Annotated in this window: 24 protein-coding genes and 1 pseudogene; 20 read left to right on the top strand and 5 right to left on the bottom strand. The window is 71.0% G+C overall.

From position 1 onward, the window contains the following. Positions 1-34: 34 nt before the first annotated feature. From ABN273_RS47270 to ABN273_RS47245, 6 genes are all read left to right on the top strand, one after another. Entirely contained in the window at positions 35-832 is a 798-nt protein-coding gene (locus ABN273_RS47270) for an alpha/beta fold hydrolase (RefSeq protein ID WP_349456156.1), read from the top strand. Between the two features lie 128 nt (positions 833-960). Beyond that, positions 961-1,584 (top strand): DivIVA domain-containing protein, encoded by a 624-nt coding sequence (locus tag ABN273_RS47265; RefSeq protein ID WP_349456155.1) that lies wholly within the window; start codon positions 961-963, stop codon positions 1,582-1,584. Between the two features lie 84 nt (positions 1,585-1,668). Then, complete coding sequence (locus tag ABN273_RS47260) at positions 1,669-1,974, top strand: hypothetical protein (protein WP_349456154.1); 306 nt, start codon at positions 1,669-1,671, stop codon at positions 1,972-1,974. A gap of 54 nt (positions 1,975-2,028) precedes the next feature. Beyond that, a complete protein-coding gene (locus ABN273_RS47255) occupies positions 2,029-2,604 on the top strand; it encodes a CGNR zinc finger domain-containing protein (protein WP_349456153.1) in 576 nt (191 codons plus the stop codon). Further along, positions 2,601-3,155, top strand: coding sequence for a GNAT family N-acetyltransferase (locus tag ABN273_RS47250; protein ID WP_349456152.1), 555 nt, complete (start codon positions 2,601-2,603; stop codon positions 3,153-3,155). The genes ABN273_RS47255 and ABN273_RS47250 overlap by 4 nt, the downstream gene beginning before the upstream one ends. 26 nt (positions 3,156-3,181) lie before the next feature. Further along, positions 3,182-3,742, top strand: a complete 561-nt coding sequence (locus tag ABN273_RS47245; RefSeq protein ID WP_349456151.1) for a nitroreductase family deazaflavin-dependent oxidoreductase — start codon at positions 3,182-3,184, stop codon at positions 3,740-3,742. Between the two features lie 30 nt (positions 3,743-3,772). On the opposite strand, the gene ABN273_RS47240 is transcribed toward ABN273_RS47245, so the two are convergent. Both ABN273_RS47240 and ABN273_RS47235 read right to left on the bottom strand, forming a co-directional pair. Next, positions 3,773-5,785: an ATP-binding protein gene (locus ABN273_RS47240; RefSeq protein WP_349456216.1), complete on the bottom strand. Its 2,013-nt coding sequence runs from the start codon at positions 5,783-5,785 to the stop codon at positions 3,773-3,775. A gap of 74 nt (positions 5,786-5,859) precedes the next feature. Next, on the bottom strand, positions 5,860-8,190 hold the full coding sequence (locus ABN273_RS47235; protein ID WP_349456150.1) for an ATP-binding protein: 2,331 nt from the start codon (positions 8,188-8,190) through the stop codon (positions 5,860-5,862). 300 nt (positions 8,191-8,490) lie between these two features. On the opposite strand from ABN273_RS47235, the gene ABN273_RS47230 reads away from it, so the two are divergent. Then, positions 8,491-8,913: a DUF7144 family membrane protein gene (locus tag ABN273_RS47230; RefSeq protein ID WP_349456149.1), complete on the top strand. Its 423-nt coding sequence runs from the start codon at positions 8,491-8,493 to the stop codon at positions 8,911-8,913. A gap of 31 nt (positions 8,914-8,944) precedes the next feature. On the opposite strand, the gene ABN273_RS47225 is transcribed toward ABN273_RS47230, so the two are convergent. Beyond that, complete coding sequence (locus ABN273_RS47225) at positions 8,945-10,531, bottom strand: IclR family transcriptional regulator domain-containing protein (RefSeq protein WP_349456148.1); 1,587 nt, start codon at positions 10,529-10,531, stop codon at positions 8,945-8,947. A 118-nt stretch (positions 10,532-10,649) separates the two neighbouring features. Between ABN273_RS47225 and ABN273_RS47220 the strand changes: the two genes are divergently transcribed. The 4 genes from ABN273_RS47220 (at position 10,650) to pcaH (ending at position 14,012) form a co-directional block, all read left to right on the top strand. Next, positions 10,650-11,399, top strand: coding sequence for a CoA transferase subunit A (locus ABN273_RS47220; RefSeq protein ID WP_349456147.1), 750 nt, complete (start codon positions 10,650-10,652; stop codon positions 11,397-11,399). Beyond that, positions 11,396-12,025, top strand: coding sequence for a CoA transferase subunit B (locus ABN273_RS47215; RefSeq protein WP_349456146.1), 630 nt, complete (start codon positions 11,396-11,398; stop codon positions 12,023-12,025). Before ABN273_RS47220 ends, ABN273_RS47215 begins: the two co-directional genes overlap by 4 nt. Then, positions 12,022-13,167: a thiolase family protein gene (locus ABN273_RS47210; protein ID WP_349456145.1), complete on the top strand. Its 1,146-nt coding sequence runs from the start codon at positions 12,022-12,024 to the stop codon at positions 13,165-13,167. Before ABN273_RS47215 ends, ABN273_RS47210 begins: the two co-directional genes overlap by 4 nt. Before the next feature lie 77 nt (positions 13,168-13,244). Continuing rightward, positions 13,245-14,012, top strand: coding sequence for a protocatechuate 3,4-dioxygenase subunit beta (pcaH, locus tag ABN273_RS47205; RefSeq protein ID WP_349456144.1), 768 nt, complete (start codon positions 13,245-13,247; stop codon positions 14,010-14,012). On the opposite strand, the gene ABN273_RS47200 is transcribed toward pcaH, so the two are convergent. Next, entirely contained in the window at positions 13,995-15,224 is a 1,230-nt protein-coding gene (locus tag ABN273_RS47200) for an RNA-guided endonuclease InsQ/TnpB family protein (RefSeq protein ID WP_349456143.1), read from the bottom strand. The genes pcaH and ABN273_RS47200 overlap by 18 nt on opposite strands. Positions 15,225-15,373: 149 nt before the next feature. Between ABN273_RS47200 and pcaG the strand changes: the two genes are divergently transcribed. The 5 genes from pcaG (at position 15,374) to ABN273_RS47175 (ending at position 18,709) form a co-directional block, all read left to right on the top strand. Continuing rightward, positions 15,374-15,898, top strand: a complete 525-nt coding sequence (gene pcaG / locus ABN273_RS47195; protein ID WP_349456142.1) for a protocatechuate 3,4-dioxygenase subunit alpha — start codon at positions 15,374-15,376, stop codon at positions 15,896-15,898. Between the two features lie 28 nt (positions 15,899-15,926). Next, entirely contained in the window at positions 15,927-16,136 is a 210-nt protein-coding gene (locus ABN273_RS47190) for an ATP-binding protein (protein ID WP_349456141.1), read from the top strand. A gap of 79 nt (positions 16,137-16,215) precedes the next feature. Continuing rightward, a complete protein-coding gene (locus tag ABN273_RS47185) occupies positions 16,216-16,872 on the top strand; it encodes a YqjF family protein (RefSeq protein ID WP_349456140.1) in 657 nt (218 codons plus the stop codon). A 107-nt stretch (positions 16,873-16,979) separates the two neighbouring features. After that, entirely contained in the window at positions 16,980-18,182 is a 1,203-nt protein-coding gene (locus ABN273_RS47180) for a hypothetical protein (RefSeq protein ID WP_349456139.1), read from the top strand. A 92-nt stretch (positions 18,183-18,274) separates the two neighbouring features. Then, a complete protein-coding gene (locus ABN273_RS47175) occupies positions 18,275-18,709 on the top strand; it encodes a hypothetical protein (protein ID WP_349456138.1) in 435 nt (144 codons plus the stop codon). Between the two features lie 51 nt (positions 18,710-18,760). On the opposite strand, the gene ABN273_RS47170 is transcribed toward ABN273_RS47175, so the two are convergent. Next, the gene (locus ABN273_RS47170; RefSeq protein WP_349456137.1) at positions 18,761-19,546 is read right to left on the bottom strand and encodes a DeoR/GlpR family DNA-binding transcription regulator; all 786 of its coding nucleotides are present in this window, start codon (positions 19,544-19,546) and stop codon (positions 18,761-18,763) included. 170 nt (positions 19,547-19,716) lie between these two features. Between ABN273_RS47170 and ABN273_RS47165 the strand changes: the two genes are divergently transcribed. From ABN273_RS47165 to ABN273_RS47150, 4 genes and pseudogenes are all read left to right on the top strand, one after another. After that, complete coding sequence (locus tag ABN273_RS47165; protein ID WP_349456136.1) at positions 19,717-21,018, top strand: extracellular solute-binding protein; 1,302 nt, start codon at positions 19,717-19,719, stop codon at positions 21,016-21,018. Then, positions 21,015-21,926: a carbohydrate ABC transporter permease gene (locus ABN273_RS47160; protein WP_349456135.1), complete on the top strand. Its 912-nt coding sequence runs from the start codon at positions 21,015-21,017 to the stop codon at positions 21,924-21,926. The genes ABN273_RS47165 and ABN273_RS47160 overlap by 4 nt, the downstream gene beginning before the upstream one ends. Then, positions 21,923-22,735, top strand: a complete 813-nt coding sequence (locus ABN273_RS47155; protein WP_349456134.1) for a carbohydrate ABC transporter permease — start codon at positions 21,923-21,925, stop codon at positions 22,733-22,735. Before ABN273_RS47160 ends, ABN273_RS47155 begins: the two co-directional genes overlap by 4 nt. Continuing rightward, positions 22,732-24,882: pseudogene (locus tag ABN273_RS47150) on the top strand (hypothetical protein); the annotation flags it as partial. The gene ABN273_RS47155 and the pseudogene ABN273_RS47150, both read left to right, overlap by 4 nt.

The following is a 24,882-nucleotide window of genomic DNA, read 5'->3' as shown; positions in this document are numbered from 1 at the left end:
GCGGAGGCCGGCATCAGCAGAGCGGCGGTGAGCGATGACCAGCGTGCGGCGCCGATACGTGGACACCCGGTTCGGGCAGATGCATCTCGCCGAATGCGGGAGCGGCACGCCGGTGCTGTTCCTGCACCAGACCCCGCGGTCGTGGACCGAGTACATCCGCGTGCTGCCGATCGCGGGCGGCCACGTGCACGCCATGGCGCTGGACACGCTCGGTTTCGGGCAGTCGGCCCACACCGGCGAGTTCAGCATCGGGCGCTTCGCCGACGGCGTCGAGGCGGTGCTCGACGCGCTCGGCCTCTCCCGGATCGCCCTCGTCGGTCACCACACGGGAGCCGTGATCGCGCTGGAGGTGGCGGCCCGCGCCCCGTCGCGGCTGTCGGCACTGGTGCTCTCGGCGATGCCGCACGTCACTCCGGAACGCCGGGAACGGGTGCGCGACCTGCCCCGGGTCGACCACGTCCAGCCGGCACCCGACGGCGGTCACGTCACCGAGCTGTGGCGGCAGCGGCGCGGCTTCTACGACGCCGGCCAGGAGGGCGACCTCACCCGGTTCGTGATCGACGCTCTGCGGGTCGTGGATCGCCTCCACGACGGTCACGCCGCCGTGAGTGCGTACGAGATGGCGCCGCGGCTGCCGCTCGTACGCACCCGCACCCTGCTGATGTGCGGGGCGGACGACGCGTACGCGCTGCCCGACCAGCCGGCCCTGGCGCGGGCGCTGGGATGCGAGCTGAAGGTGATCGACGGCGCCGGCGTCTGCCTGCCCGAGCAGCGCCCCGACGCGTTCGCCGAGGCCGTGCTGTCGTTCGTGACGGCCTCCCGCGCCCCATGACGGGGGCGGCTTTACCCATGAGCAGCTGCTCAGACGTTTAAGCGCAAGGTAACGAGTCAACTACTGTACGTATAAGTCGCCTGGTCAAACGGTAAAGGTCGCGCCGAAGGGTTCGGTGAAGCGCCGTCATGCACATCAAGCACGACGAACACGACCATCGCCTCCCGCTCCCGTTCAGTCACGCCGTCGACGACGCCGACACGCTGCCGGTCCAGGCGGCGGGGCCCGGCCAGCTCACCCTGCTGACCCCCACCGCCGTCCACCATCAGGTCTTCACCGTCGTCCGGCTGCGCGCCGGCTACGACCTGGCCGAGGTGGACACGTTCCTGGCCAGCGTGGAGACCACGCTCGGGCTCCTCTGGCAGGACAACGCCCACCTGCGCGAGCGGCTGGCGAGCCTTCCCGTCCCGCCGATGCCGGCCGACACGCCGGCAGAAGCGGAGCAGGCCGCGCAGGAGACCGTCGAGATCGCCCGGCAGGAGGCGTGCCAGATCCTCGCCGAGGCCCGCGCGGAGGCCGATCGGCTGCGGCGTGAGGCCGCCGCCGCGGCCGAGGCGCTGACCCGGACCGCCCACCTGGCCTACCGCGAGGTCATCGAAGAGCAGCTCGACCAGTTCGACGCGGTGCTGTCCGACCACGGCCGGCACCTGCAGGAAAGCCTGCGCAGCCAGCTGGGCCGGCTGCGCGACGTACTCGAGGACCTCGCCACGCCTGGGCACGGCACGCACACCGGTCCCGTCGCCGCCCCGTGAATCGAGCCGCTCCGTACGCACTCGCGAGAGGCGTGCTGCTGCGTACCGCCTCCCCGGCCGGAACCCAGGCGAGAGCCGGTGCCGATGACGGCCTCCGAGCTGCGCGCCGCCCTCGCCGCCGGGCAGCTCGGCGTGGAGGCCCTGCTGTCACGCAGCGAGCCGGCCACCATGAGCGCCGACGTCGAATCGCTGCTGCGGGCCCTGCCGGGACGCAGCGCGGCCGAGATCAGCAGAGTGCTGCGGAAAGGCGGGATCGGCAGCGGCGCCAGCATCGGCGACCTCACCCTGCGCCAGCGCCGCTACCTGCTCATCGCCCTCGGCGCCCGGCCCGGACGCCGCCCCGTCCTGCGCGCTCGTTCCGCCATGCCCGGAGGCTGTATCCCCATGTAGAGACTTCCAATATCAGGATGCTGACGGTTGCAAGGCTCTGTTAGCGTCAGCGTCGTGACGGCTGCCGAGTTCCCGATCCTCGGGACGGAACCTCTCGCGGTGGAGCTGGCCAACACGCTGTACGGCGTGGGCCAGGCGCAGATCGACTTCCTGGCGGACGACCGGCAGGTCGATCAGTGGTTCGCCGAGGTCTCCGTACGGCATGAGGTGGCGGCCTCGATGGGCCGGCACGCCGAGCAGGTGCGGACGCTACGCGACTGCGTGCACGCCCTGCTGTCGGCCGCGGTCGAGGGGCGGGACCCCGGCACGGCGGCGGTCGAGCGGGTCAACGGCTTCGCGGCGGCGGCGCCGACGTTCCTCCGCCTGGACTGGCGCGACGGCCCGCCCGCGGCGCGCCGGCTCGACGCCGCCACCGGTGCCGCCGCGGTGCTCGGCCGCATCGCCACCAGCTGTGTCGAGCTGCTGACCGGCCCGCGGGCCGGCCGGGTACGGCGCTGCCACGGCCCCGACTGTTCCCTCTTCTTCGTCCAGCACCATTCGCGCCGGCGATGGTGCCATCCGTCATGCGGTCACCGTGACCGCCAGGCCCGCTACTACCGCCGCCACCTCACCTCTGGAGGGTCTGGATGATCACGTGGCGTCGACTTGCCCAGGAGGACTTCCCCCTGCTGCGCGCGTGGCTGGAGCAGCCGCACGTGGCGCTGTGGTGGAACCACGAGACCTCGATGGAGGCGGTGGCGCGCGACTTCGGCCCCGTCGCCAGGGGAGAGGAGCCGTCGGAGGACCTGCTCGTGTTCCTCGACGGCCGGCCGCTCGGCCTGGTCCAGCGGTCGCGGCTGGCGGACTATCCGGACTATCTGGCCTCGCTGGCGGCCATCGTGCCCGTCCCCGACGGCACGATGACCATCGACTACCTGATCGGCGATCCTGGGCAGGTCGGCCGGGGACACGGGACGGCGATGATCCGCTCGGTCCTCGAGCGGACGTGGGAGGAGTTCCCCGACGCCCCCTGCGTGCTGGTCCCGGTCTCCGCGGGCAACCGCGGGTCGTGGCGGGCGCTGGAGAAGGCCGGGATGCGCCGGGTCGCGGAAGGCGAGCTCGAGCCGGACAACCCCGTCCACGGGCCCGCCCACTATCTCTACCGGATCGATCGGCCGGCGCCCTCGCCGTCCGTCGAGTAGACCTATCGCTTGGTTGGGAAGTATCCTTGGCCCCCGTCAGCAGCCCCACCCGAGCCGGACGTGAGGTCACCGTGGTCGAGCAGCAGTCCAGCGGCGGGGTCAGGGCGCGGTTCAGCACCGCGCTGCGCCCGTTCTTCCAGTGGCTCGCGGGCACCAGGGGCTTCGCCCGGGTCGCGCCCAAGATCGTGCCGCCCCTCGACCGCTTCGTCAACCGCGTGACCGGCGGACGTGTCCTCATGGGCGACCAGATGATCCCCCATCTGCTGCTCACCACCACGGGCAGCAAGTCTGGGCAGCCCCGCGAGAGCCCGCTGGCCTGCCTGCCCGAGGGCGGCGGCACCTTCCTGGTGGTCGGCAGCAACTTCGGCAGGGAGCACCACCCGGCCTGGAGCGGCAACCTGCTCAAGACCCCGCAGGCCACGGTGACCTTCCGCGGGCGCGTCATCCCCGTGACGGCCGCCCTGCTGACCGGCGCCGAGCGCGAGCAGGCCTGGCAGGCGCTCACCCGCTTCTGGCCGCTGTACCAGGGCTACACCGACCGCTCCGGCCGCGAGCTGCGCGTCTTCCGCCTCTCACCCCGTCCCTGACCGCATTCAGCCGGGCAGGACGCGGCGGCCTCAGCCGGGCAGGACGCGGCGGTCTCGGCCCGGCTGGCCCCGCGGTCCGCCCAGCGCGTAGGCCACGGCGCGTTCCGAGCCGAGCCTCGCGCCCTCGCGGAAGGCGGCCGTGAACGTCGGTCCGCCCAGCGCGTGGCGGGCCTGGCGGGTGCAGCGCTCGTGCCACGCCGCGTGGTGGCTCATCCATTCGGGTGAGGCGCCCACCGCCTGCCACATCGCGTGCGCCGCCCCCAGCAGCTCGGCCGCCCTGTCGTGCTGCTCCCGCGCACCCGCGATCCACGCCAGCACCTCCAGGCACTGGGTGAGACACCACCTGTCGTTGATCCCTCCGGTGACCTCGGTGGCCGTCGTCACCAGCGCTTCGGCCCGCCGGCTGTCGCCCAGGTTCCACCAGGCGACACCGAGCGCCAGGTGAGCGTACGCGCGGAAGACCAGGGCGTGCTGCCGCTCGCACAGGCCCAGGAGCTCTTCGCCGTAGGCGGCGGACTGGCGCGGGTCCTCATTGGAGCCGTACGTGGCGCCGACGTAGAGGCCGAACATGATGCCGTCGAGGTCGTCGATGGCGTGGTGCAGGGCCAGGGCCTCCCGCACCAGCGCGAAGCCGCGCGGGGCGTCGCGGGCGAGGAACGCCGCGACCCCCTTGGTACGCAGCGTGTACGCCAGCAACCTCTGGTCGCCCGCCGCACGGGCCAGGGCGATGGCGGCATGCAACCTCGGCATCCCCGCCACGAGGTCGCCCTGGCGGATGGCGAGCATGCTGTCGGCCCAGAGTCCGGCCGCCCGTACGGGGTGGTCTTCCGGCACCTGTTCGAGGCCGCGCTCCAGCCAGTAGCGGCCCTCGGTGAGCGAGCCGGCGAGCAGCCAGAAGCACCACATCGCCGTCGCGGCGCCCACTCCCACGGGAGCCAGCCCCGGCTCGCTCATGCACGTTTCGAGGGCGACGCGGATGTTGGGCAGCTCCCGCTGCAGCCGCAGGAACCGCTCCAGCTGCTCGGGAACCATCTGGTCGACCCGTTCTTCCTCCACCAGCTTCCGGTAGTGATCGACGTAACGCCGGCGCAGCTGCCGCAGCTCGGAGGGCGGCACCTGTTCGCAGCCGTACGTGCGCAGGCTCTCCGGCATGCGGTACCGGAGCCCGTCCCTGATCAGGACCGACTTGTCCACCAGACCGGCGAGGTGATCGAGCACGTCGAGACGGTCGATGCCCTCGCCCGCGCACACCGCCTCCGCTGTCTCCAGGTCGGCCCCGCCGGGGAACATCCCCAGCCGGGCCCACAACCGCCGCTCGCCGGGCGAGCACAGGCAGAAACTCCAGTCGATGGTCGCGCGCAGCGTCTGGTGGCGGGGCAGCGCGGCGGGATCCCCCGCGGCCAGCACGTCCAACCGCTCGTCCAGCTCGCGCGTCAGCTGTTCGAGCGGCAGGGTGCGCAGTCGTACCGCGGCCAGCTCGATCGCCAGCGGGATCCCCTCCAGGCGCTGCACCAGCCGCGCCACGGCCGCCATGTTCCCCGGATGCAGCGTGAAGCCGGGTACGGCGCCCGCCGCGCGTTCGAGGAACAGGCGCACGGAGTCCTGGCGGGCGATCTCCCGCAGGGTCGCCCCTGGGGTCGGGATGGGCAGGGGAGCGACCCTCAGCACCTGCTCGCCGTACACCTGTAGCGTCTGCCTGCTGGTCGCCAGCACCTGCACCCGGGGGGCGGCCCGCAGCAGCCGGTCCACAAACGGGGCGCAGACCGCGCTCAGATGCTCGCAGTTGTCCAGGACCAGCAGCATCCGCCGGCCCGACAGGTAGTCCAGCAGCACGGTCATGAGGTCGGGGCGCCCGCCGCGCAGCCCCAGCGCCGTGGCGACCGCCGGCTCGAGCAGGTCGCCGGTCTCCAGCGTGGCCAGCTCGACCACCTCGACGCCGTCCTGGTACGTGTCCCGCAGGAGCTCCGCCGCCCTGAGCGCCAGCCGGGTCTTGCCGACGCCGCCCACGCCGGTCAAGGTGAGCAGCCGGGCCTGGCCCAGCATCTTCCGCACCGCGGTCAGCTCATGCGTCCGCCCGACAAAGCTGGATTTGTCAGTCAGTAGACCGCCGGCGGCGTTCATGGAGACTTCCCGGGAAGGAGCTGACCCTGTTCGCCGACCCAGGCCGCGATCTGGGCCCGGGAGTTGAACCCGAGCTTGTTCAGGATGTGCTCGACGTGCGCCTCCGCCGTGCGCTGGGCGATGACCAGCTGGGACGCGATCGCCTTGTTGGTCATGCCCTGGGCGACGAGCCGGGCGATCTCCATCTCCCTGCGGGTGAGCGGTGAGGCCACCGCCTTGCGCGCCGGCTCGGCCACCTGGTCGGTCTCGCACATGGCGTACGCGATCGCCTCGGTGGAGGTGAGCTCGGCGCCCTTGCGGAAGCCGGCCTCGAACCGGCGCCCGCCGAGGTGCTCCCGGGCCAGCGCCTCGGCGGGGTCGTGATAGCCGGTCAAGTAGCTGAGCAGGGGAGCGCCGAACGACCGCCAGCTCTCCTGCGAGGCGCCGAACAGCACTGCGGCGCGCTCGGTCGCGCCGTCGGCGGCCATCCACGCCAGCGCCTCGATGCACAGGGCGATGCCCAGACGGTCGTCGAAGGGCCGCTTGAGCCGGATGGCCTCGCGCTCCATCTCGATCGCCTGGGCCGTGTCGCCCTGCCGCCACAGCTCGATCCCGTACACCCACAGCGTGTATGACCTGAACCAGTGGTCCTCGCGCGCCTCGCAGAGCGCCAGGCACTCCTTGTACTGGGTCTGGGCCTGATCGGAGTGGCCGAGCAGCGAGTGGGCGGTGGCGAGGTACATCAGCGCGTTCACCATGCCCATGTCCTCGCCGGCCTCGCAGTGGCCTTCGACCGCCTGCTCGAGGAAGGTCACCGCGCTGGTGAAGTCGCGCTGGATCAGGGCCGCGAGGCCGGAGACGTACGCGGCGCCCGCGAGGATCCCCGCGTCGCCGAGCTTCATGCCCAGGCTGTGGCACTCGACCAGCATCTTCGCGGCCAGCGCGAAGTCGCTCTGCAGGACCGCCAGCCGCGCGTTGAGGCACAGGGCGCCGGCGCGGGCGGGAGTCGGCTCGGCGCAGGCGGTCAGCAGGCGGTCGAGCCAGCCGCGCCCCTCGCGCAGCGAGCCGGCCGCGATCCAGTAGAACCGCAGCGCCGTGGCGATGGCCAGGCCGCGCTCCGCCTCGCCCGGCGTCGTGAGGCAGTGGTCGAGCGCCGTGCGGAGGTTGCCGTGCTCGCTGTGCAGGCGCGTGAACCAGGCCACCTGGTTGGGGCCGAACCATTCGCACTGCGCGCGGGTCACCAGGTCGTGGCACCAGTCGCGGTGCCGGACCTTCAGCTCCGCCTCCTCGCCCGCCTCGCGCAGCCGTTCGCGGCCGTACTGGCGGATCGTCTCAAGCAACCGGAAGCGCACCGTCGAGTCGTGCTCCTCGCGGGCCAGCACCGACTTGCCCACCAGGCCGATCATCAGGTCGACGACCTCCTCGGGGAGGATGCCGTCCCCCGCGCACACCTGCTCTGCCGCCTCCAGGTCGAGACCGCCGGAGAACACCGAGAGCCGGGCCCACAGCAGCCGCTCCTGATCGGTGCACAGGCTGTAGCTCCAGTCGATCAGCGCCCGCAGCGTCTGCTGGCGGGGCATGGCCGTGCGCGCGCCCATCGTGAGCAGCCGGAACCGGTCGTCGAGCCGGGCCAGCAGCTGCTCCACGGAGATGGCCCGTAGCCGCACGGCCGCCAGCTCGATCGCCAGCGGGATGCCGTCGAGATGGCGGCAGATGCGCGCCACGACCTCCTGGTTGGCCCCGGTCACCTCGAACCCCGGGACCACGGCCTGGGCCCGCTCGGCGAACAGCCGTACCGCGTCGAACTCCTTCAGCGACTCGGCGGAAGGGCGCGTACCGTTGCACTCGGGCATGGGCAGCGTCGGCACGGGCATCGTCTGCTCTCCGGCGACGCCGAGCGACTGCCGGCTGGTGGCCAGGATCCGCAGGCCGGGCACGGAGCGCATGAGCGTCTCCGCCAACATGGCGCATGAATCCAGCAGGTGCTCGCAGTTGTCCAGGATCAGGAGCAGCTGCTTGTCCTTCAGGTGATCGAGGAGCACCTCGATGGACGGCCGTACGGAACGGTCCTGGATCTCCAGGCACTCCGTCACCGTCTGCAGGAGCAGTTCGGGGCTTTCCAGCGCCGCGAGCTCGACCAGCCACACCCCGTCGGGGAAGGCGCGCCGCAGGTCGTAGCCGACCCGCAGGGACAGGCGCGTCTTGCCGACGCCGCCCACGCCGACGAGCGTCACCAGCCTGGCCTCGGACAGCAGCCGTTTGACCTCGGCGATCTCGCGCCGCCGGCCGACGAAGCTGTTGAGCTCAGCGGGCAACCGGCACGAGACGATCGGTGCGGTCATGGTCATGCATGCTCCAACGGCTCAGGCGCTCGGGTCACCGTGCCGTGTCCGAGCCTCCACAATCCACACTATTCGGTGAATGGTTTTGAGTGCACTTTGTCGCTTGTCAAACGGATATGTCGGTCAAGGGTGTCTTCCTTTTTGGGAAAATTGGTAAAAAAACCTCTTTGTCGAGTAGTTGCATTTTTGTCTGCCTTTGCCGGTGCGAAGACATAGCTTTGCCGAAGGGGATGTTGCTGCCGGGCATTTCGGGCATGGATGCATCTGCGACCCGTGAGGTTCCAGCTCACCGGGAAGGAGACGATCATGACGTCAACACCGTTCGGACGAGCCTTCCACCCAGGCGCCGGTTTCTCCGGCTGGCTCGGATTCGCCGGCACGCTGGCCATGGTGCTGGGCGTCTTCCACATCATCGAAGGCGTCATCGCCCTGTTCAAGACGTACTTCTTCGTCACACCCGGCGGGCGGCTCCTGGTATGGAACTACACCGCATGGGGCTGGATCTGGCTGGCCCTCGGCGTGCTGATGTTCGCCATCGGGCTCGGCGTGCTGGCCGGGCAGATGTGGGCCCGCGTGGCGGGGGTCATCCTGGCGGGGCTCGCCATGATCGGCCACTTCGCCTTCATGTCGGCCTTCCCCGTCTGGTCGGTGATCTCGATCGCGCTCTGCGCCCTGGTCATGTACGGCCTGATCGCGCCGCCGAGGGGGGCGATGGGCGTACGCGAGTGACAGCCTCCTGAGCCGGCCGCGGCCGGCCGCGTCACGGTCGCGCGGGGATGTGCCGCAGGTCGGCCGCCATCCTGGCGGCGGTCTCGGTGAGGGCGGGAAGCACGTCGCGGAGCAGGTCGGCCCGGCTCGCGCGGCTGGCGTGGGTGGCCACGTTGACGGCCGCGACCACCCGCCCTCCGCGGTCGCGTACGGGCACGGCGATCGACCGCACTCCCTCCTCCAGCTCCTGGTCGACCAGCGCGTACCCGTCTTCGTCGGCCTGCCGGACCGCCGCTCGCAACCCGGCGGGCGACGTGATCGTGCGGCGGGTCAGCGGCTCCGGCACGATGGCCGCCAGCCGCTCCTCGGGCTGGTCGGCGAGCAGTACGCGGCCCATGGAGGTGGCGTACGCGGGGAAGCGGGTGCCGACCGTGATGTTGACGGTCATGATGCTCACCGTGGGCACGCGCGCCACGTACAGGACGTCGTCGCCGGACAGCACCCCGACCGAGGCCGACTGGTGGACCCTGGCCACCAGGTCGGCCAGGTGCGGCTGGACGACCTCGCCGAAGGTGCGCTCCGACAGCGCGGCGTAGCCCAGCTCCATCACCCTGGGGAGCAGCGCGAAGCGGGCGTCGTGGCAGGCGGCGTAGCCGAGCCGCTCCAGGACCTGCAGCGACCGCCGCGCGGTGGCCCTCGGCAGCCCGGTGGCCTTGGCGGCGTCGGCCAGGCTCAGGCCGCCGCGGGCCGAGCCGAGTGACACGAGCACGGCCAGGCCGCGAGCCAGCGACTGCAGAAAACCCGCCCCCGTGCTGATGGCCTCCACTCCGTGGAGGCGGGCTCGGTCGCTGGGGAGCCGTTGCCTTCCCTCGTCGCTCTGGTCGCTACGCTCCCGCCGCTCCTCAGTCCAGGCAACGGCGCTCCCTCGCGGCTCTTCCTTGGTGGTGCGCGACAGATCCGGGGCGGCGGCGGGCTCCTTCGGGCGGGGTGGGGACGGCGGCTCGGTCAGGGCCGCCTCCATGGCCGCGACCGTCTTGCGCAGGCGGGGGAGAGCGTAGTCGCGCAGGCTGGCGGCGGTGTGCCTGCTGGTGTGGCTGACGACGCTCACCGCGCAGACCGCCTTGCCTGCCCGGTCCCGTACGGGCACCGCGACCGCGATCAGGCCGGGCTCGATGAGCTGGTCGTCCTCGGCCCACGGCGCCGACGGATCGAGCAGGGCCAGGCCGGCCGCGCAGCGGGCGGCGGGCAGCAGGTCGCCGACCCGGAAGGCGACCGACATGGTGCGCCGCCGGGTGAACTGGCCGATGAAGCGCACCCCGTCGCCGTCCTCGACGGCCAGCGACACAGACTCGTCCAGCTCCTCCGCCAGCCGCTCCGCCAGGGGCGCGAGGGAGTCGCGCAGTCCGCCGCAGGCGAGGTACGCCTCGCCCAGCTCCATCAGGGGCGGCGCAGGCAACATGTCGCGCCCCTCGGCGCGGACGTAGCCGAGGTGGACCAGCGTGGCCAGGACGCGGTCGACGGTCGACCTGGCCAGGCCGGTGGCGCGCACCAGGTCCGTGGCGCGACTCCGCCCGGCCGGGCCGGCGACGAGCGCCCTCAGCACGGTCAGGCCGCGCTCCAGAGTGCCGGCGGCCTCCATCCGGTCTCCCTCCACCCGATCAAGGGCTTTGACATGAACGCGGTCACGTACGCATACTCGTCATCACAATAGTGAACTAAAGTTCACTATGCGAACACTCCCCGGTGAATGGAGCGTCGTGCGGAGAGACAAGGTGGTCGCGACCGCGGAGGAGGCGCTGGCGGGCGTGCGTGACGGCGCGTCGTTCGCGGTCGGCGGATTCGGCCTCAGCGGCATCCCCAACGTGCTGATCCAGGCGCTGCACAACACCGGCGTGACCGGGATCGGCGTGGTGTCGAACAACTGCGGAGTGGACGGCGGCGGCCTGGGGGTCCTGCTGGCGGCCGGGCGCATCGCCCGCGTGACCGCCTCGTACATCGGCGACAACAAGGAGTTCGCCCGGCAGTACCTGGCAGGCGAGCTCGAGGTGGAGCTCACCCCGCAGGGCAGCCTGGCGGAGCGGCTGCGCGCGGGCGGCGCCGGCATCCCCGCCTTCTACACTCCGGCCGGGGTCGGCACGCCGGTCGCCGACGGCGGCCTGCCGCTGCGCCACAACCCGGACGGCTCGGTCGCGGTGGCCTCCCCGCCGAAGGAGGTCCGCGAGTTCGGCGGCCGGCAGTACGTGCTCGAGCACAGCATCACCACCGACTTCGCCCTGGTCAGGGCCGCCAAGGGCGACCGGTACGGCAACCTCGCCTTCAACAAGGCCGCGCGCAACTTCAACCCCCTCGCCGCGATGGCCGGGCGGATCACGATCGCCGAGGTCGAGGAGCTGACCGAGCTGGAGCCGGACGAGGTCCATCTGCCCGGCGTGTTCGTCCAGCGCGTCCTCGTCCTCACCCCTGAGCAGGCTGCCGACAAGGGTGTGGAGAAGAGGCTGACCTCATGAGCTGGACCAGGGACGAGATGGTCGCGCGGGCCGCGGCCGAGCTGCGCGACGGCGACTACGTCAACCTCGGCATCGGGCTGCCCACCCGCATCCCGTCCTTCCTCCCGCCGGACGTGGACGTGATCCTGCACTCGGAGAACGGCATCCTCGGCGTCGGCCCCTACCCGGCCCCCGACGCGCTCGACCCCGACCTGATCAACGCGGGCAAGGAGACGGTGACCGTGCTCCCCGGCGCGTCGTTCTTCGACTCGTCGCTGTCGTTCGGAATGATCCGCGGCGGGCACATCGACGTGGCGGTGCTGGGCGCGATGCAGGTCTCCGCACGTGGCGACCTGGCGAACTGGATGGTCCCCGGCAAGCTGGTCAAGGGCATGGGCGGGGCGATGGACCTGGTCCACGGTGCGCGCCGGGTCGTCGTGATCATGGATCACACCGCCAAGGACGGCACGCCGAAGATCGTCAAGGAGTGCTCGCTGCCGCTCACGGGGAAGGAGTGCGTGCACCGGATCATCACCGACCTCGGCGTGCTCGACGTCACCGGCGGCGGGCTGAGGCTGGTGGAGACCGCGCCCGGGGTGAGCGTGGCCGAGCTGCGCGATCGTACGGAGACGGAGGTTCTGGCATGAATACCGTGTACATCGTGGACACCGTCCGCACACCGTTCGGCCGCCACGGCGGGGCGCTGGCCGGGATCCGGCCCGACGACCTGGCCGCGCACGTCGTCAGGGCCATCGCCGAGCGCAACGGCGTCGAGGCCCCCGACGAGGTGATCCTCGGCAACGCCAACGGGGCGGGCGAGGAGAACCGCAACGTCGCCCGCATGGCCGCGCTGCTGGCCGGGCTGCCCGTGACCACGCCGGGCGCGACCGTGAACCGGCTGTGCGGGTCCGGCATGGAGGCCGTCATCCAGGCGTACCGCATGATCGCCCTCGGCGACGCCTCCATTGTGATCGCCGGCGGCGTGGAGTCGATGACCCGCGCCCCTTGGGTGCTGCCCAAACCGGACAAGGCCTTCCCGGCGGGTGGACAGGAGCTGGTCTCCACCACGCTCGGCTGGCGGCTGGTCAACCCGAGGATGCCCGCCGAGCACACCGTGTCCCTGGGCGAGGGGGCCGAGCTGATCGCCGACCGGCACGGCATCGCCAGGGCGGAGCAGGACGCGTACGCGCTGGCCAGCCACCAGAAGGCGGCCAAGGCGTCGTTCGAGCGCGAGATCGCCCCCATCGGCGGCCTGACCAGGGACGAGGGCATCCGCGAGGACACGAGCCTGGACAAGCTCGCCCGGCTCAAGCCCGTCTTCCGCGCGAACGGCACGGTCACCGCGGGCAACGCCTCGCCGCTCAACGACGGCGCGGCGGCGCTGCTGCTGGCCGACGAGGCCGGGTTGCGCGGCCGCGAGCCTCTGGCGCGGATCACCGCGAGCGCCGCGAGCGCGCTCGAACCCCGCTACTTCGGGCTGGGGCCGGTCGAGGCATCGCAGAAGGCTCTGGCCAAGGCGGGCAAGGGGTTCGACGACCTGACGACCGCCGAGCTGAACGAGGCGTTCGCCGCGCAGGTGCTCGGCTGCCTGGCCGAGCTGCCCGATCTCGATCCCGCCATCGTCAACCCCGACGGCGGCGCCATCGCCCTGGGCCACCCGCTCGGCGCCTCCGGCGCCCGCATCACCGGCGCCGTGGCCCACCGGCTCGCCGCCGCCGGCTCCGGCACCGGGCTCGCGTCCCTCTGCATCGGCGTCGGCCAGGGGTTGGCCGTCGTCCTGGAAAGGTAGCCGCACATGAGCCCGGGCGTCGTCCCGGAGAGGTAGCCGCACATGAGCCCGGCCGTCGTTCTGGAAGGTAGCCGCACATGACCCCACCCCTCACCCAAGCCGACATCGACCGCGAGATCGCCGAGCTGCACACGGCCCGCGGCGGAGCGGCGGCCGACCACCCCGATCGGGATTTCGCCCCCTACCGCAGCAGCGTGCTGCGCCACCCCAAGCAGCCGCTCGTCGCGCTGAAGGACCCGGAGGCGGCCGAGCTGGGCGGGCCGGTCTTCGGCGTCACCGACGTCACCCCGTTCGACTCCGACCTGACCCGGCAGCACCTCGGCGAGCCCCTGGGCGAGCGGATCACCGTGCAGGGGCGGGTGCTGGACCGCGACGGGCGGCCGGTGCGGGGCCAGCTGGTGGAGATCTGGCAGGCCAACGCCTCGGGCCGCTACCTGCACCAGCGCGACGACCATCCCGCGCCGCTCGACCCCAACTTCACCGGCGTGGGCCGCTGCCTGACCGACGACGAGGGCGGCTACAGGTTCACCACGATCAAGCCCGGCGCGTACCCGTGGCGCAACCACGTCAACGCCTGGCGGCCCGCGCACATCCACTTCTCAGTGTTCGGCAGGGCCTTCACGCAGCGGCTGGTCACGCAGATGTACTTCCCGAACGACCCGCTGTTCCCGTACGACCCCGTGCTCAACTCCGTCACCGACGAGCGGGCCAGGCAGCGGCTGGTCTCCGCCTACGACCACGATCTGTCCGTGCCGGAGTGGACGCTCGGCTACCGGTGGGACATCGTGCTGGACGGCCCCGCCGCGACGTGGATGGAGGAGGGCCGGTCAACTACCACCGGTTGAAGCCGGTGGCTTGCTCTCACGGTCCCGTCTGGCTGAAGGGAGGCCGGTAGCGTGCGGCTGGTTGACGACAGCCCGGCCCGCGACGCCGCGTTGGGCGATGTTGCGGGCCGCGATGTGGTCGGCGTGCCCAGCGAGGCCACACCGGGTGCAGACGAACCGGCCCCGCGCGGGCCGGTTCGCCCTGGAAGTCCACCCGCACTCCGGACAGGCCTGGCTGGTGTAGGCGGGATCGACCAGAGTGAAGGCGATCCCGGCCCGGGCGGCCTTGCAGCGGGTGAACTCGATCATCTGGGCGAACGCCCAGCCATGGAGGGTGCGCCGCTGGAGCCGGTGAGCCCTTACCCGCCCGCGGATGCCCTGAAGGTCTTCCAGGGCGATCCCGCGGCCGGTGCGTTCGGCTTCGCGCACCACGAACTTCGAGATTTGGTGGTTGAGGTCGGTCATCATCCGGTGCTCACGCCCGGACAGGCGGCGCAGCACCCGCCGCGCCGCGGGAGTGCCCTTCTTCTGCAACCGGCGGCGTTGCCGATGGCGCCGCTCGCGCAGAGCGCGGACGTGGCCGTTACCTTGGATGGGGCCGGGCAGGGCCGGTCCGGGCAGCACCACCCCGTCGGAGGTGACCGCCAGGTTGGCCACTCCTTGATCCACTCCCAGATAACCGTTGACCGGCTCGCGCGCCGCTGGTTTGGGCAGGGTGACGGTGACCTGCAACAGCCACACCCCGCGCCGGCAGATCAGGTCGGCCTCCCCGAGCGGCAGAGTGTCGACGGCCTTCAGATCCTCCTCCCGCCCAGAGTACGAAACGTGCACCCGGCCGGTGGGGGTCCACAGCGATACGACGCGGGCGTCGCGGTTCCAGCTCATCAGGCGCGCGTCGTAGGGGATGGCGCCGTGCGGGCGGAAGATGTGGGCGCGTTTCTTGGTGGCGCGCCGGTTGGCGTAGGCGCCGGCGACCCGGGCGATGGCCCGCACGGCCGCCTGCGCGCCCAGCCCAGCGGCCTGTGCGCGCACGGGATGGTGGGCCAGGCGGTGCAGCTCCAGCACGGTGAAGGTGCGCTGCTGCCAGGCCAGGCGGGAGATGTAGGTGGCCGCCTGATTGCACACCAGTATCGCCGCGTTCAGGGCGTCGGCCTGGGGCGGGGTGGGGGCGAGTCGGAGCTGCACGACCGAGGGCAGTCCCTGTCGCTTGGCGGTGGAGCGGCGGATCGCCATTGCACCTCCTGCCTCTTCTGTCACGTGAGCCTCACTCATCGCACATGTTACTGATCGTGACCGAAGTTTTCCATATTCTTTTCGAAAGGAGGGTGGCGCTTCCTCCCGGCTCCGAAGACTGAGGGCCGGGTCTTCGCGCCACATTTCAGATGAACCCCACCCCCTCCCAGACCGTCGGCCCGTTCTACGGCTTCGCGCTCCCGATCCCCCGCGGGGGCGACATCGCCGAGAGCGGCATCACCGTCCACGGGTACGTCTACGACGGCGCCGGCGACCCGGTGCCCGACGCGCTGCTGGAGTTCTGGCAGGCCGACCCGTCCGGCAGCCTGGGCGGAGCGCCGGGCTCCCTGCGGCGCGACCAGGTGAGCGGCGCGCTGCTCGGCAGGCACGGCGTCGACTTCACCGGCTTCGGCCGGGTGCCCACCGACGGCGACGGCCGCTGGACGTTGCGCACGCTCCCGCCCGGCACCGGGTACATCAGCGTCTGCGTGTTCGCCCGCGGCCTGCTCCACCACCTCTACACCCGCATCTACTTCGGCCAGGACGCCTTCCTCGACTCGCTGCCCCCTGAGCGCAGGCAGACGCTGGTGCCGGTGGCGGAGCGCGAGGGCGTCTACCGGTTCGACATCCACCTGCAGGGCGAGAAGGAGACCGTCTTCCTCGACTTCGGGTGACCGGCTGCGGCACAGCGAGGCAGGCCGCGTGACAATCGCCCTGTCCGCCGACTCCGGCGATCACGTACGCCTCCGCGTGACCAACGACGGCGTCACCGGGCACGCCGCCGAACCCGGCCAGGGAGTCGCCAACCTCACCGAACGCCTCGCCGCCCGCGGCGGGCGACTCACCACCACGTCGCGGGAGCGCCGCCATCAGCTCGAGGCGACCCTGCCCATGCGTGACCGGCCGGAGTGACGGTTCCGCTGACGGGCAGATATGCGAGGTGCCGTCTCCTCGCGTCGCCCGGCCGGTGATGTACCACCGCTGGTCGAACATGACTTTCATCCACTGGCGCTACCCGCCGGACCTCGTGCGGCGCCTGGTGCCGGCCTGCCTCACGCTCGAGACGTACGACGGGGCGGCCTGGGTGGGGCTGACGCCGTTCCTCATGGAAGGGGTGCGTGTGCCCGGCGTGCCCGCGCTGCCGGGGCTGTCCACGTTTCCGGAGACCAACGTGCGGACCTACGTGCGCGACGGCCGCGGGCGCAGCGGGATCTGGTTCCTGTCGCTGGACGCCGGTCGTCTCGTCGCCGCGCTCGGGGGCCGCGCCGGCTACTGGCTGCCGTACTTCTGGTCCGACATGTCGGTACGTTCCGACGGCGCCCACACGCGTTACCGGTGCCGCCGGCTCTGGCCGAGGGGCGGCGAGGCGTGGTGCGACGCGGACGTGACGGCGGGGCTGCCCCTGGAGCCGGGGGAGCGGGACGGGATCGCGAGCTTCCTGACCGCCCGCTTCCTGCTGTTCACCCGCGTGGCCGGCCGGCTGGCGGGCGCGCCGGTGGAGCATCCGCCGTGGCCGCTGCGCCGGGCCCGGCTGACCGACCTGGACCAGTGCCTCCTCCAGACGGCCGGGCTGCCCGCACCTTCCGGGCCGCCGCTCGTGCACGCCTCTCCAGGGGTCCCGGTACGCGTGGGGATGTGGCGTTGGTGACCGTGTCAGAGGCATTGCCATCTCTAGGACCTTTGACGGTGTAGTGGGGAGATTGCCCCGGGTAGGCCGCAACCCGAATGCCACGGCCTCGAAGGAGCGCTGCTCACATGACCTTCAACCCACTCCGGGAGCGGGGTATCCCGCTGGACGATCAGTTGCGTAACTGGCGCGAGCTGAACGTCGAGCCGATCGATCCCGACCACGCCGACCCGTACACGCGGTGCCGGATCATCGCGATGAACGGGATCGAGACGGAGGCGGTCTTCTTCAGCCACCAGCTGGCCCGCCACTGCCCCGACATCGAGCTCAAGCAGCAGCTGGCGCGGGTGCGCTACATCGAGGCGCAGCAGCAGAAGGCGGTCAACTGGCTGCTGCCGGGGGTGTCGTCGGTCCTGGAGACCACCCTCGCCTACGAGCAGGTCGCCGTGGACCTGACCGCCTGGGTGGCGCGGATGGAGCCGGACGGGTATCTGAAGCAGGCCTACCAGTTCGGTGTGCTGGAGGACTTCGACCACCTCTACCGGTACGCGAACCTGTACGAGATGATCGAGCACCGCAAGGCCGAGAAGATCGTCGACGGGCTGACCGAGGTGATGCCGGGGCGGCCCACGTACCTGCACCACCGGGACCCGATCGACAACGTGCGCGAGCCGTACGACAGGAACAACACCGCGCCCATCTCCAAGCTGCACGCGCTCACGATCATGGCGGCCGAGCAGCAGACCATGAACTTCTACATGAACGTCGGCCCCATGTACATGGAGCCGATCGCGCGCCAGCTCTACCAGGAGATCGGCCTGATCGAGGAGGAGCACGTCACCCACTACGAGTCGCTCGTGGACCCGGGCGAGAGCTGGTGGGAGATGCTGCTCAACCACGAGTACAACGAGTGCTACCTGTACCACTCGTTCATGGAGACCGAGTCCGACCCCAGGGTGAAGAACATCTGGGAGCTGCACCTCAACATGGAGCTGGAGCACCTGCGGCTGGCGGCCGAGCTGTTCAAGCGGCACGACGGGCGCGACCCGGAGCAGGTGTGCGCCCCCGAACTGCCCGCCCCGGTGACGTTCGAGCCGAACAAGGCGTACCTGCGCGAGCTGATCGCCACCCAGATCGACTACACCACCCTGGGCACCGGGTACGTGCAAAAGGCCCACGAGCGCTTCCAGAAGATGCAGGACGCGGTCATGGGCGGCGACAAGGCGCCGTCCGAGCGGGTCATCGAGGAGAACCGGGTGAAATCCGGCGAGGAGTACCGCCTGCAGACGGAGGGCGAGCACCCCGTCCACAGCCTGGCGTTCAGGCGCTGAGCCCGGCGGGTTTCTCCAAGGGATGTCACATTCGCCGGGGTGAAGCCGTCTTCTCTGTGTAGACGTCTTCACTCCTCAGCGAGGTGAGTCCCTTGGTTTCCTATACCGATCCCGGCGCCTGGCGGATCGCCATGGACGCCAGCGAGGCGATGTTGCCGACCGGCCTCGTGACCCGTGACTTCCACGGCTCCTTCTACCTGAGCCCGGCCGGGTCGCTGGCGGGCTTCACGCTTCGGTTCGCCCTTCCCGGGGCGGCCCAGCTCTGCTGGGACTCAGTGAGCCTCGAGGGCGGACGCGAGGTCCGGGGGAGCAGCCGGTTGTGGATCGGCGGCCGGGAGACGCTCGCCGATGTGTCCGGACTCTGCGTCCCGGTGCCCGCCGGGCATACCGGGAACAGGTACCTGAAGATCGTCTTGTCGGCGACGTTCTCCCCGCTGCGGCTGCGCTGGCCCAGGGCGCGGCTGCGGCCGGTGACGCTCCGGCTCTTCAGCGAGATCCGCCCGCTGACCCCCGGGGACGGCGCCTGATCCGGCGGGAGGTCTTAACAAGGCTCAAGTTACAAATCACAGATCAGGCTGTTACAACTCGGCGACCTCGACCCGCCGGTGCCGGTCGCGCAGCCGCTGCAGCATCTCGGCGGGCGCGTTCGAGTCGACCACGATGACGTCGAAGTCCTCGAGCGGCGCGACCCGGTGCAGGGCCACCCTGGCCAGCTTGGAGCCGTCCACGGCCAGGATCCGCCGCGTGCCCGAGCGCAGCATCGCCCGCTTGACCAGCACGATCTCCTGCTCCTGGTGAAAGGCGTACTCGTCGGAGACCGCCGAGGTGGAGACCACCACCACGTCGGTGCTGACCGCCTCGACCGCGTCCACGCAGCCGAGCCCGAGGAACGAGTCGTGGGTGGCGTGGTACTCGCCGCCGAGCGCGATGAGCCGGATGTCGGGAGTGCCGGCGAGCAGCCTGATCGCCTCGAGGAAGTTCGTCAGCACGGTCAGCGGCGCGAGCTCGCCCAGGTGGCGGGCCACGGCCAGCGCCGTGGTGGAGTCGTCGAGCATGACGGAGCTGCCCGGTTCGATCAGCCCGGCCACGACCCTGGCGATCGCGTCCTTCTCCGCCGTGTGCGCCTGGAGCCGGTAGGCGATGTTGCTCTCCCAGACGTTGGAGGCCTGGGCGGTGGCGCCGCCCCGGACCTTGCGCACCATGCCCTGGCGTTCCAGCTCGTCGAGGTCCCGGTGCACGGTCATGACGCTCACCTCGAAGCTCTCCGCGAGCTCCGTCACCGTGGCCGAGCCCTGCCGGACGATGTGCTCGGCCATGTCCCGCCACCGGGCGGACTTGCCGGAGGTGTGCTGCCGCGACTTCACCAAAGCCCTCACCCTCGCTTGGACGGTTGCGGATCCTACTCTTGACACCCTTCTCGGGCGACTCGTACCCTCCCGACATCCCTCAGTTTTAACAAAATCGGCTGTTAAGTTAACAGGCACGTCATTAAAACGTTCGTATCGGCTCCCCAGCGCCGGCGAGGAGACATGACATGACCGATCTGCGTGACGCCCGACTGAGCCGGGTCCAGTTCTTCCGCATGATGGGTGGCCTCGCGGTCGCGGCGGCGGCCACTGCCTGCTCGACCAAGCCCGAGACCACCGCCACGACCGGGGGCGGGGCGGCGACCGTCGACCTGAAGTTCGTGGGCGTGGCCGACCAGAAGGCGCCGATGGACGAGCTGATCGCCGCGTACCAGAAGGCCAAGGCGGAGGTGCGGCTCACCGCCTCCTACGCCCCCACCGACCAGGTGCAGACCTCCGTACGGACCCAGCTCGGCGCGGGCAACGGGCCCGACCTGCACGTGGTGTATCCGGGCAACGGCAGCGCCATGTCGATGAGCCAGATCGCCAAGGCCGGGCTGCTGGCCGACCTGTCCGCCCAGGCGTGGACGAAGACGATCCCCACCGGCTTCAAGCCCGCCTTCCAGCTCGACGGCAAGACCTACATCTTCTCCGCCGGGTCGTCGGTCATCGGCGCCGTCTACAACAAGAAGGCGTTCCAGAAGGCGGGCGTGGACGCGCCGCCGGCCACGTGGACGGAGTTCCTCGCGGTCTGCGACAAGCTGAAAAAGGCCGGCATCACCCCGATCGCGCTGGGCGCGCAGACGCCGTGGGTCACCCAGCTCATCACGTACGCGCTCGTGCCCTCCACCGTCTACGCCAAGGACCCGACGTTCGACGACAAGCAGCTCGCCGGGCAGACCACCTTCGCCCAGTCGGGCTGGCGCCAGGCCATGGAGATGTACCTGGAGCTGCAGAAGCGCGGCTTCTTCAACGACAAGCCGAACGGCACCACGTTCGAGCAGCAGATCTCGATGGTGGCCACCGGCAAGGCGGGCATGGCGATCCAGGTGTCGGCCGTGCTGCCCGACTTCCGCAAGGCGGCCTCCTCACCCGACGACCTGTCGATGTTCCCGGTGCCGGGGGCCGACGACGCCGCCCAGGTGTGGATCCCGGCAGGCGTGGTCGTCGGGCTCGGCGCCAACGCCAAGGGCAAGAACGTCGAGCAGGCCAAGGCGTTCATCGACTTCCTCGGCAAGCAGGAGAACATCAACGCCTGGGCCAAGGCCATCGCCGCCATCCCGCTCACTCAGGACTCCTCGTCCACGATCGACCCGGCCGTGCAGTCGTTCCTGCCGTTCACCAAGGACCGCGCGGTGCCGTTCATGGACCAGCGCTGGCCCAACGCCGAGGTGCAGCCCGTGCACTTCGCGGTGATCCAGGAGCTGCTGGCCGGCAAGTCGACCATCGACGAGGCGCTGAAGAAAATGGACGAGGCATACAAGAAGTGACTTCCCTGACTGCGCAGCGGCACTCGGCTGCCTCACGGCGGAGGCGGCGCTTCGGCGCCACCTCCCCGTCCTGGTTGTTCGCCGCGCCCGCGCTCGTCGTCTACGCGCTGGTCGTGCTCTATCCGGCCGTGGCCGGCGTGGTGTACGCCTTCACGGACTGGAGCGGCATCGGCCAGGACATGGCCTTCGTCGGGCTGGCCAACTTCGGCACGCTCCTGCACGACGAGCAGGCCATGGGCTCGATCGGCAACACGCTGCTGCTCACCGTGGCCATCGTGGCCGTGCAGAACGGCGTCGGCCTGCTGCTGGCCCTGGGCGTCAACGCCAGGCTGAAGAGCCGGGCGGTGCTGCGGGTGATCTTCTTCGCGCCCGTGGTCGTCAGCCCGGTCATGGTGGCGTTCCTGTGGAAGTACGTCTACAACCCCGACCCGTCGGCCGGTCTCAACGGGCTGCTCGGCCTGCACGTCGACTGGCTGGGCGACCCGTCGGTGGCGCTGTGGTCGATCGCCGGCATGGTCGTGTGGCAGTACGCCGGGTACTCGATGGTCATCTTCCTGGCCGGGCTGGAGGGCGTGCCCAAGGAGCTGCACGAGGCGGCGATGATCGACGGGGCGGGCACGTTCCAGCGCTTCCGCTACGTCACCTGGCCGCTGCTCGCCCCCGCGGTGACGATCAACCTCATGCTCTCCACGATCGGCGGGCTCAAGCTCTTCGACCAGGTCTTCGCCGCCACGAACGGCGGCCCCGGCTACGCCACGGAGACCCTGTCCACGGTGCTCTACAAGCAGGCGTTCGTGTTCGGCAAGTTCGGCTACAGCACCGCCATCGCGCTGGTGCTGGCGCTGTTCGTGGCGGCCGTCTCCCTGGTCCAGGTCTACTACCTGCGGGGCCGCGAGGTGACGGCGTGAGAAGGACATTCCTGCTGGAGATCGTGATGATCGCGGTGGCGGTGGCGTTCCTGTTCCCCGTCTACACGCTGGTCTCGCTGTCGCTGAAGGACCCGGCGCAGATCTCCCAGGCGCCGCTGGCGCTGCCCGACCCGCCCACACTGGCCAACTTCGGCAAGGCGTGGTCGGCCGCGGCGCTCGGCCCCTCGCTGGTCAACAGCACGGTGATCACCGTCGTCAGTCTGGTCGCGCTGATCGCGCTTGGCTCGTTCGCCGCCTACTTCCTGGCCCGCGTGCAGACCCGGCTCGGGTACGGCCTCTACATCCTCTTCCTGCTGGGCATCGTGCTGCCGTTCCAGCTCGGCATGATCCCGCTCTACGAGCTGGTGACCGATCTCGGGCTGATCGGCACGCACGCCGGAATGATCCTCTTCTACACCGGCATCCAGCTGCCCTTCACGGTCTTCCTCTACACCGGCTTCATCCGCGCGCTGCCCCGCGAGTACGCCAGCGCCGCCCAGATCGACGGCGCCTCGCACCTGACGGCGTTCACCAAGGTGGTCTTCCCGCTGCTGCGGCCCATCACCGGCACGGTGCTCATCCTCAACGCCGTCTTCATCTGGAACGACTTCTTCACCCCGCTGCTCTACCTGGGCGGCTCCGGGTTCGAGACGGTCCCGGTCAGCGTCTTCGCCTTCGTCGGCCAGTACGTCTCCGACCACGGCCTGGTCTTCGCCGGGCTCGTCCTCGGGGCGCTGCCGATCGTCCTGGTCTTCCTGGTGCTGCAGCGCTACGTCATCAAGGGCTTCGCCAGCGGGCTCAAGGGATGACCCTCTTCGACGTGCTCCGTGACCCGCCGCGGGAGTTCTCCCCGGCGGCGATCTGGTGGTGGAGCGGCGAGCCGCTGCGCCGCGACCGGCTGCGCTGGCAGATGGAGCGCCTGGTCGCCGGGGGAGTGCGCAACCTCGTCATACTCAACCTGGCGCCGTCGGGGCCGCTGTTCGGCTCCGACGCCGACGACCCGCCGTTCCTGTCCGAGGCGTGGTGGGAGCTGCTGGACGGGGTCTGCGCCGACGCCTTCGAGCTGGGCGCGTACCTGTGGTTCTACGACCAGCTCGGCTTCTCCGGCGCCGACCTGCAGGCCCGCCTCGTCCAGGAACGTCCGGAGTTCGCCGGTCAGTGGCTGGCCGCCGACGGGACGATCTCGACGCGCGGCTTCGACTACCTGTCCCGTGACGCCTGCGCGGTGCTGCTCGACCGAGTGCACGGCGAGTTCGAGCGGCGCGCCGGCCACTGGTTCGGCAGGGTGATCGCCGGGTCGTTCCAGGACGAGCTGCCCACCCTGCCCACCTGGTCGGCTGCGTTCGCCGAGGAGTACGCCGCCAGGCGTGGCAGGCGCTTCTCCCTCGACGAGCCGGACTGGCAGGCATACCAGCTCACCCGTGCCGAGCTGGCCGAGGAGGCGTTCTTCCGGCCGCTGGCCGCCTGGCACGAGCGCCACGGACTGCTCAACGGCTGCGACCAGCAGGACCCGGCCCGCGCGGGGCATCCCGTGGACGGGGTGCGGCTGTACGGCGACTACGCGCGCACCCATCGCTGGTTCAGCGCGCCCGGCTCCGACCACCACGGGGACGCGCGCCTGCACTCCTCACTCGCCCACCTGTACGGCAGGCCGCGCACCTGGATCGAGGCGTTCCACTCCAGCGGCTGGGGCGGCACCCTCGAGGAGACCTTCGACTGGCTGCTGCCCTGGTTGCGGGCCGGTGCCAACCTCTACAACCCGCACGCCGTCTACTACACGACCAGGCGCGGCTGGTGGGAGTGGGCGCCCCCGTCGACCGACTGGCGCCAGCCGTACTGGCGGCACCACCGCGTCTTCGCCGACGCGGTCACCCGCCTGTGCGCGGCGCTCTCCCTGGGCCGCCACGCCTGCGACGTCGCGGTTGTCCTGCCCACCGCGACGTCGCAGGCTGGCACCTCGCCGGCCGGGGTCTCTCCCGAGGCGGCGCGGGCGCAGGAGGTCTACCGCGAGCTCGTGGGCGACATGGCGTGGTTCGCGACCGTGCCGGGCGTGCTCGACCGGCTCTGCCTCGACGCCGACGTGATCGACGAGGACTCGGTACGGCGGGCGCGCGTCGAGGGCGGGCGGCTGGCCGTCTCCACCGAGGCGTACCGGGCGATCGTGCTGCCTGCCGTGACCGTGCTCGACGAGGACGTGGCCGCGCGGCTGACGGAGTTCGCCGCCGACGGCGGGCTGCTGGTCGCGGTCGGCGCGGCGCCGGAAGGGCTGCCGGCCGTCCTCGTGGAGTCGGGCGAACAACTTTCCGGGGCGCTGGCCGGGCTCGAACGGCGGGTCGAGGCGCCGGTGCCGCCGCTGGTGCGCGAGATCGGCGGGACCACGCTGGTGTTCCTGACCGCCGCGCACCCCATGGCCAGCAGGATCGGCGTCGGCCGGCCCGAGGAGCGCGGCGTCGAGCTGGGCTGGCTGGACGCCACGATCTCCTTCGACCCGGATCGCTACGCCAGGCAGATGCGGGTCAAGGTGCGGGGCGTGTCCGGGACGCCGCTGCTGGCCGGCCCCTTCAGCGGGGAGATCCGGGCGCTGCCGCACACCAGGGACGGCGACGCGGTGGAGGTCGTCGTGCCCTTCGACGACGGGCCCGCCGCGCTGCTGATCTTCGACGGGACCGCCTCCGAGGTGTCCTCGCCTCCGTCGTACCCGCACGAGATCGATCTCGGTGACGAGTGGGACGTCGAGCTGGTGCCGACGCTGGACGACACATGGGCGGACTTCGGCACCCGGGCCACCGTCGAGCGCTGGACGCTGCGCACGCCGGACGGCCGGCCGGTGCACGCCACCTTCGCGCCCCGCGGGGAGCAGCGGGTGGGGGCGGGGCCGTGGACGCCGTCGGTGTGGTCGCCCTCGCGCGGGCTGCGCAAGGACCCGATCCACCGGGAGACCCTCGGACCGAAGGGG

Origin of the sequence: Nonomuraea sp. B19D2 (assembly GCF_040137845.1) — a bacterium.
Lineage (GTDB): Bacteria > Actinomycetota > Actinomycetes > Streptosporangiales > Streptosporangiaceae > Nonomuraea.
This window is presented reverse-complemented; position numbering and strand designations above follow the sequence as displayed.

Bases quoted from the DNA above. Each gene is read 5' to 3' on its own strand.
- ABN273_RS47270 (WP_349456156.1), top strand. From the start codon at position 35: ATGACCAGCGTGCGGCGCCGATACGTGGACACCCGGTTCGGGCAGATG.
- ABN273_RS47265 (WP_349456155.1), top strand. From the start codon at position 961: ATGCACATCAAGCACGACGAACACGACCATCGCCTCCCGCTCCCGTTC.
- ABN273_RS47260 (WP_349456154.1), top strand. From the start codon at position 1,669: ATGACGGCCTCCGAGCTGCGCGCCGCCCTCGCCGCCGGGCAGCTCGGC.
- ABN273_RS47250 (WP_349456152.1), top strand. From the start codon at position 2,601: ATGATCACGTGGCGTCGACTTGCCCAGGAGGACTTCCCCCTGCTGCGC.
- ABN273_RS47240 (WP_349456216.1), bottom strand. From the start codon at position 5,785: ATGCTGGGCCAGGCCCGGCTGCTCACCTTGACCGGCGTGGGCGGCGTC.
- ABN273_RS47235 (WP_349456150.1), bottom strand. From the start codon at position 8,190: ATGACCATGACCGCACCGATCGTCTCGTGCCGGTTGCCCGCTGAGCTC.
- ABN273_RS47230 (WP_349456149.1), top strand. From the start codon at position 8,491: ATGACGTCAACACCGTTCGGACGAGCCTTCCACCCAGGCGCCGGTTTC.
- ABN273_RS47225 (WP_349456148.1), bottom strand. From the start codon at position 10,531: ATGGAGGCCGCCGGCACTCTGGAGCGCGGCCTGACCGTGCTGAGGGCG.
- ABN273_RS47215 (WP_349456146.1), top strand. From the start codon at position 11,396: ATGAGCTGGACCAGGGACGAGATGGTCGCGCGGGCCGCGGCCGAGCTG.
- ABN273_RS47210 (WP_349456145.1), top strand. From the start codon at position 12,022: ATGAATACCGTGTACATCGTGGACACCGTCCGCACACCGTTCGGCCGC.
- pcaH (WP_349456144.1), top strand. From the start codon at position 13,245: ATGACCCCACCCCTCACCCAAGCCGACATCGACCGCGAGATCGCCGAG.
- ABN273_RS47200 (WP_349456143.1), bottom strand. From the start codon at position 15,224: ATGGCGATCCGCCGCTCCACCGCCAAGCGACAGGGACTGCCCTCGGTC.
- pcaG (WP_349456142.1), top strand. From the start codon at position 15,374: ATGAACCCCACCCCCTCCCAGACCGTCGGCCCGTTCTACGGCTTCGCG.
- ABN273_RS47185 (WP_349456140.1), top strand. From the start codon at position 16,216: ATGACTTTCATCCACTGGCGCTACCCGCCGGACCTCGTGCGGCGCCTG.
- ABN273_RS47180 (WP_349456139.1), top strand. From the start codon at position 16,980: ATGACCTTCAACCCACTCCGGGAGCGGGGTATCCCGCTGGACGATCAG.
- ABN273_RS47165 (WP_349456136.1), top strand. From the start codon at position 19,717: ATGACCGATCTGCGTGACGCCCGACTGAGCCGGGTCCAGTTCTTCCGC.